This is a genomic window from Bradyrhizobium sp. (assembly GCF_035701725.1).
Classification (GTDB): domain Bacteria; phylum Pseudomonadota; class Alphaproteobacteria; order Rhizobiales; family Xanthobacteraceae; genus Bradyrhizobium.
On record NZ_DASSRP010000367.1, the window covers coordinates 1 to 5,223 of the forward strand.

At 65.7% G+C, this 5,223-nt stretch carries 4 protein-coding genes; 3 read left to right on the forward strand and 1 reads right to left on the reverse strand.

Annotated elements, in window-relative coordinates; translation table 11 throughout:
* The first annotated feature begins 258 nt into the window (after window positions 1–258).
* Both VFL62_RS22040 and VFL62_RS22045 read left to right on the forward strand, forming a co-directional pair.
* The gene (locus tag VFL62_RS22040; protein ID WP_325174507.1) at window positions 259–774 is read left to right on the forward strand and encodes a phage holin family protein; all 516 of its coding nucleotides are present in this window, start codon (window positions 259–261) and stop codon (window positions 772–774) included.
* On the forward strand, window positions 771–1,763 hold the full coding sequence (locus VFL62_RS22045) for a YihY/virulence factor BrkB family protein (protein WP_325174508.1): 993 nt from the start codon (window positions 771–773) through the stop codon (window positions 1,761–1,763). The genes VFL62_RS22040 and VFL62_RS22045 overlap by 4 nt, the downstream gene beginning before the upstream one ends.
* Here the strand turns inward: VFL62_RS22045 and VFL62_RS22050 are convergent.
* On the reverse strand, window positions 1,760–3,094 hold the full coding sequence (locus tag VFL62_RS22050; protein ID WP_325174509.1) for a chloride channel protein: 1,335 nt from the start codon (window positions 3,092–3,094) through the stop codon (window positions 1,760–1,762). The two genes, VFL62_RS22045 and VFL62_RS22050, sit on opposite strands and share 4 nt — an antisense overlap.
* A 269-nt stretch (window positions 3,095–3,363) precedes the next feature.
* On the opposite strand from VFL62_RS22050, the gene VFL62_RS22055 reads away from it, so the two are divergent.
* Window positions 3,364–5,046, forward strand: coding sequence for a methyl-accepting chemotaxis protein (locus VFL62_RS22055; protein ID WP_325174510.1), 1,683 nt, complete (start codon window positions 3,364–3,366; stop codon window positions 5,044–5,046).
* Window positions 5,047–5,223: the final 177 nt, after the last annotated feature.

The following is a 5,223-nucleotide window of genomic DNA, read 5'->3' on the forward strand; positions in this document are numbered from 1 at the left end:
CTCGTCTTTGCGCTGGTCCTGACCGACACGCCGTTCTTCGGCGTCCTTGCGCTGATCAATGTCAGTCCCGATCCAAAGACCACGATGGTAACCTTCGTCGGCACCGTGGTCTTGATGTTTGGCGTCGGCGCGGCGCTGACCGGCTTCATCCTGATGATGGAAGAGGCGGAGTCCTGAACGCAGAAAGCGAAAGCGCAAGGCTCAAGGGAACGATGCCCATCTGTCCGGCTTGTTGATCGAACAAGGACCGGATGCACCATGAACGCTTTCGCCAGAGCAAGGCGGCGCGGCATCTCCGCGCTGCTCGGATCTTATGCCGCCGATCTGAAGACCTGGGCGGTCAAGCTTGCCGCGGGCTATGGCATCGCGGTGGCATTGATGGCCGGTGGCGTGCTGGCGGTGTTCGGCGCGATCGCGGTCGGCTTTGCCTCGCTGTTTCATGTTCTCGAACCGCGTTACGGCGCGGGCCTTGCCTTTGCGATCCTGGGCGGCGGCCTGTTGGTGCTCGCCGTGATCCTGCTGTTGGCCGGCTGGCTGATGATGAAACGGCAAACCCCGCCGCTGCCGAAACCGCGCGAGCAATTCCGCGCCGCGAGGCAAATGATGGTGGGGTCGACGATTTCCCGCGCGGTTGCGGGATTGCGTGAAAACGACGCCGCAAGGCCTGATCTGACCACGCAAATCCTGATCGGCGCCGCGGCGGTTGTCGCCGCGGGGTGGATCGTGGTCAGCCGTTTCGGATCGGGCGCGAGCGGACGTGGAGCGCGGCGGTGAGCCGCCGCCGCAACCCCTTCGCAAGCGACATGGCGCTTGTCGCCAGCACGGTTCTCGCAACACTCGCCCTTCAGCGGCATGTCACGCGTACCGCCGCGTCCTCCATCGATCCCAATGCGCCGTTGCCGGCCGCGCGTGGCGGCAATCCGCTTGCCGTGATCGTTTCGCGCCACAACGAGATCCTGCGGGGTACTTTCGACCGGATCGGCCGCGACCGTATCCTCGCGACTGCGGCCGGCGTCGTGTTTTATGGCTTGCTGGCGATCTTCCCGGCGATCACCGCTTTGGTGTCGAGTTATGGCCTGTTCGCCGATCCCGCAACCATCTCGGGCAACCTGCACAGCCTCGCGGTGATGCTGCCCGGCGATTCCTTCTCGATCGTTCAGGACGAGATTACGCGCGTGCTGGCGAAAGCAAACTCCACGCTCGGTCTGGCCTTTGCCTTCGGGCTGCTATTTGCGATCTGGAGCGCCAATGCCGGCGTCAAGGCCGTGATCGACGCACTGAACGTGGCCTACGAGGTGGAGGAAAAGCGCGGGCTGGTCCGTCTGAACCTGGTTTCGCTGGCCTTTACCGTTGCCGGTCTCGCGGCGATCTTGATCATGGTCGGCGCCGTTGTCGGCGTGCCGGTCGCGCTGAAACATCTCGGGCTCGGTCAGGGCGCCGAGCAACTGATCCAGATCGGCCGCTGGCCGGTGCTGGGCCTGGTGCTATTGATGGCGCTGGTCGCGCTTTACGGCTTCGGCCCCAGCCGTCCGCGGCCCAAGGCGCGCTGGCTGCTCGCCGGCGCCGCGTTCGCCATCGTGCTGTGGCTGATCGGCTCGGCCCTGTTGTCCTGGTATCTTTCGAACTTCGCCAACTACACCGCGACCTATGGCTCGCTCGGCGCGGCGATCGGTCTGATGACCTGGATGTGGCTGTCGGCGATCATCGTGCTGGTCGGGGCTGAGCTCAATTCGGAGGTCGAGCGGCAGGCGATGCGACGTTAGGACGTTGGCGCTGGCTTTGTCGTCTCCGTGCCCTCGTGCTGGCTCCGGCTCTGGTCGAGAAAACCCCTGGCGAGCGCATGGTAGATGCCTTCCGGGCAGACCAGCCCCGAGGTCGCATGCGCGATCAGCGCGGCCGCCATCAGCGGCACCACCATGGCGTGATTGTTGGTCATCTCGGTGACGATCGCAAAAGCCGTGATCGGCGCCTGCACCACGCCGGCGAAATAGGCGACCATCCCGAGCAGCATGATGGCGCCGAGCGGGGCGTGCGGGAACAGTTGCGCGATCTCGGAACCGATGCCGGCGCCGACGGCGAGCGACGGCGAAAAGATGCCGCCGGGAATGCCGCTGATCGCCGACAGCGCAGTGGCGGCGAATTTCAGCGGGCCAAAACTCCATGGCAGCGGCGTGCCGCTTTCCAGCGCCGCCTTCACCTGCGCGTAGCCGGTGCCGTAGATCATGTCGCCGGAGGCAAGCCCGCACAGCGCAACCGCAAGGCCGCAGGCGAGCGCGAACACCGCCGGGTGCCGCTTGATGGCGCGCATCGGCCCATTGGCAAACGTGCGCGACATCTCGATGATCAGGCGGCTGAACAGCCCGCCGGCCAGCCCGCCGACGACGCCGCACAGCGGCACGGCGAGCCAGTCGGTGCCGTTTCGCAGCATGGTCGAGCTGGAGCCGAAATAGTCGTAGTTGCCGACCAGCGCCAGCGAGGTCAGGCCGGCCGCGATCACGGCCGCGATGATCAGGCTCGAGGCGCGGGTTTCGTAGGCGCGGCTCATCTCCTCGATGCCGAACACGATGCCGGCGAGCGGGGTGTTGAAGGCGGCGGCGACCCCGGCCGCGGATCCCGCCAGAATCAGCCCCGGCTGGCGGCGCGGCGACATCCGGCCGATCGCGAACATGATGGAGGCGCCGACCTGAACCGTCGGGCCCTCGCGGCCGACCGAGGCGCCGCAGAGCAGGCCGAGCAAAGTAAGCAGCACCTTGCCGATGGCGATGCGGATCGACACCAGGCGGCCGCGGGCGGCTTGGTCAGTCAGCTGACGCGCGGCGATCGCCTGCGGGATGCCGCTGCCTTGCGAATTGCGAAAGAAGCGGTTGGTGAGGAACACCGAGAGCGCGAAGCCGAGCGGCGTGACCACGAGCGAGGCATAGCGCGACTTCGCCAGAACGAGCGCCAGCGCGTCCTGCGCCCAATCGGCCAGCGTCGCCAGCGCGACCGCCGCGGCGCCGACCGCGACGCCGCCCATCAGGAACATCGCGCGCCGCTGCCAGCGCACCGAGGTCACCTTCGCGGAACGGAGCTGGCGATTGGACAACAGTTTCATGCGCATGGCTTCGGGGGCGGATGTTGTGCTTTCGGCCTTAACAGCTTTGGCAGGGTTCTCCCAGCACAAACACCCAAGCGTGCCCAGGGATATTGCTCAGCCGTCATTGTCGGGGTGCGCGCCAGCGCGCCAGCGTGAACAACAACTGGGCAAACATATGCGAAACTTGCGGTTCTGATCCTCAGGGCGCCGCGTCGACAGCTTTCAGTAACCTTTTTGCCTCACCAGTAACGTTGCTTCCGATTTGCTGCTTTTCCTTTGGGGCTTCCATGTTCGCCAAATTCTCGATCCGCACCAAGATCATTTCGCTGGTTTCGGTTCTGCTGTTGCTGCTCGCCGGCATGGGCCTGCTCTCGGCCCGCAGCATGCGGTCGTTGAACGACCGCACCAACGAAATCGCCAAGAACTGGCTGCCCAGCATCAAGGCGCTCGGCGATCTGCATGCCGACCTCATCATGTACCGCGCCATCATCCGCCAGCACATGATCGCCGAGACCAAGGAAGAGAAGGATGGGGCCGAAAAGGCGCTGGATACGCTGGCCCAGAAGAACATGAAGATCCGCAAGGACTATGAAGCGGTAATCACCTCGCCGGAAGAGCGCGCGCTCTATACCGATTTCTCCAGGCGCTGGGAGGAATACAAGGCGATCGCGGCGAAAATGATCGAGCAGTCCAGGAAGGACGGCCTGTCGCGCGAGGCGCGGGAGCTGAACAAGGAGTTGATGAAGGCCGGCAACGAGGCCGACGCGCTTCTGACCAAGGATATCGAGCTCAACGACCGCGGCGCGGCGCAGGACACCAAGGCGGCCGAAGACACCTATTCATCCGTCCTGATGATGCTGGCGGCGATCGTCGGCATTGCCATCCTTGGCGGCGCAGCGGTCAGTTTCTACGTCATCCGCGACGTCGCTGCCGGGATCGCCTCGATCGTCGCGCCGATGCAGGCGCTCGGCAAGGGCGAGCTCGAGGCCAATGTGCCGCACCGGGGCGAAAAGACCGAGATCGGCCAGATGGCAGATGCCTTGCAGATCTTCAAGGAGGCGCTGATCGCCAAGCGCGCCGCCGATCAGGCCGCCGCGAAGGATGCCGAAGCCAAGATCGAGCGCGGCCGCCGCGTCGACGGCATCACCCGCGACTTCGAGCGGATGATCGGCGACATCGTCAACAACGTCTCTTCGGCATCCTCCCAGCTCGAAGCCTCCGCCGGCACCTTGTCGACCACGGCCTCGCGGGCGCAGGAACTCTCCACCACCGTGGCGGCGGCCTCCGAGGAAGCCTCCACCAACGTGCAGTCGGTGGCCTCGGCGACCGAGGAGCTGTCGTCCTCGGTCAACGAGATCAGCCGCCAGGTCCAGGAATCGGCGCGGATGGCCAGCAGCGCGGTCGACCAGGCCCGTTCGACGACGGATCGCGTCGGCGAATTGTCGAAGGCGGCGATGCGCATCGGCGATGTCGTCGAACTGATCAACACCATCGCCGGCCAGACCAACCTGCTCGCGCTCAATGCCACCATCGAGGCGGCGCGGGCGGGCGAGGCCGGTCGCGGCTTTGCCGTGGTCGCCTCCGAGGTCAAGGCGCTGGCCGAGCAGACCGCCAAGGCCACCGGCGAGATCGGCCAGCAGATCAACGGCATTCAGGCCGCGACCCAGGACTCGGTCACCGCCATCAAGGAAATCTCTGACACCATCGAGAAGCTGTCGGAAATCTCCTCGACCATTGCGGCTGCGGTGGAAGAGCAGGGCGCGGCGACGCAGGAAATCTCGCGCAACGTCCAGCAGGCGGCGCACGGCACCCAGCAGGTCTCGTCCAACATCACCGACGTGCAGCGCGGCGCCGCCGAAACCGGTGCCGCTTCCTCGCAGGTGCTGTCGGCAGCGCAGATCCTCTCGGCCGACTCCGGCCGGTTGAAGACCGAAGTCTCGAAGTTCCTCACCGATGTCCGGGCGGCCTAAGCGCCGTCCGTGAAGCCCGCCTCGGTTCGGTCTTACGGCACGCCTTCGACGGCGGGGCGGCGGAATCCCATCGCCATCCACGCGCCCACCAGTTTGACCATGAATTTGCCGGAGTGGCGGGGGTAGCTGGCGATGCCGTCATCGGGCAGGGCGACGCCTTGCGGCCGGTCCGCCGTC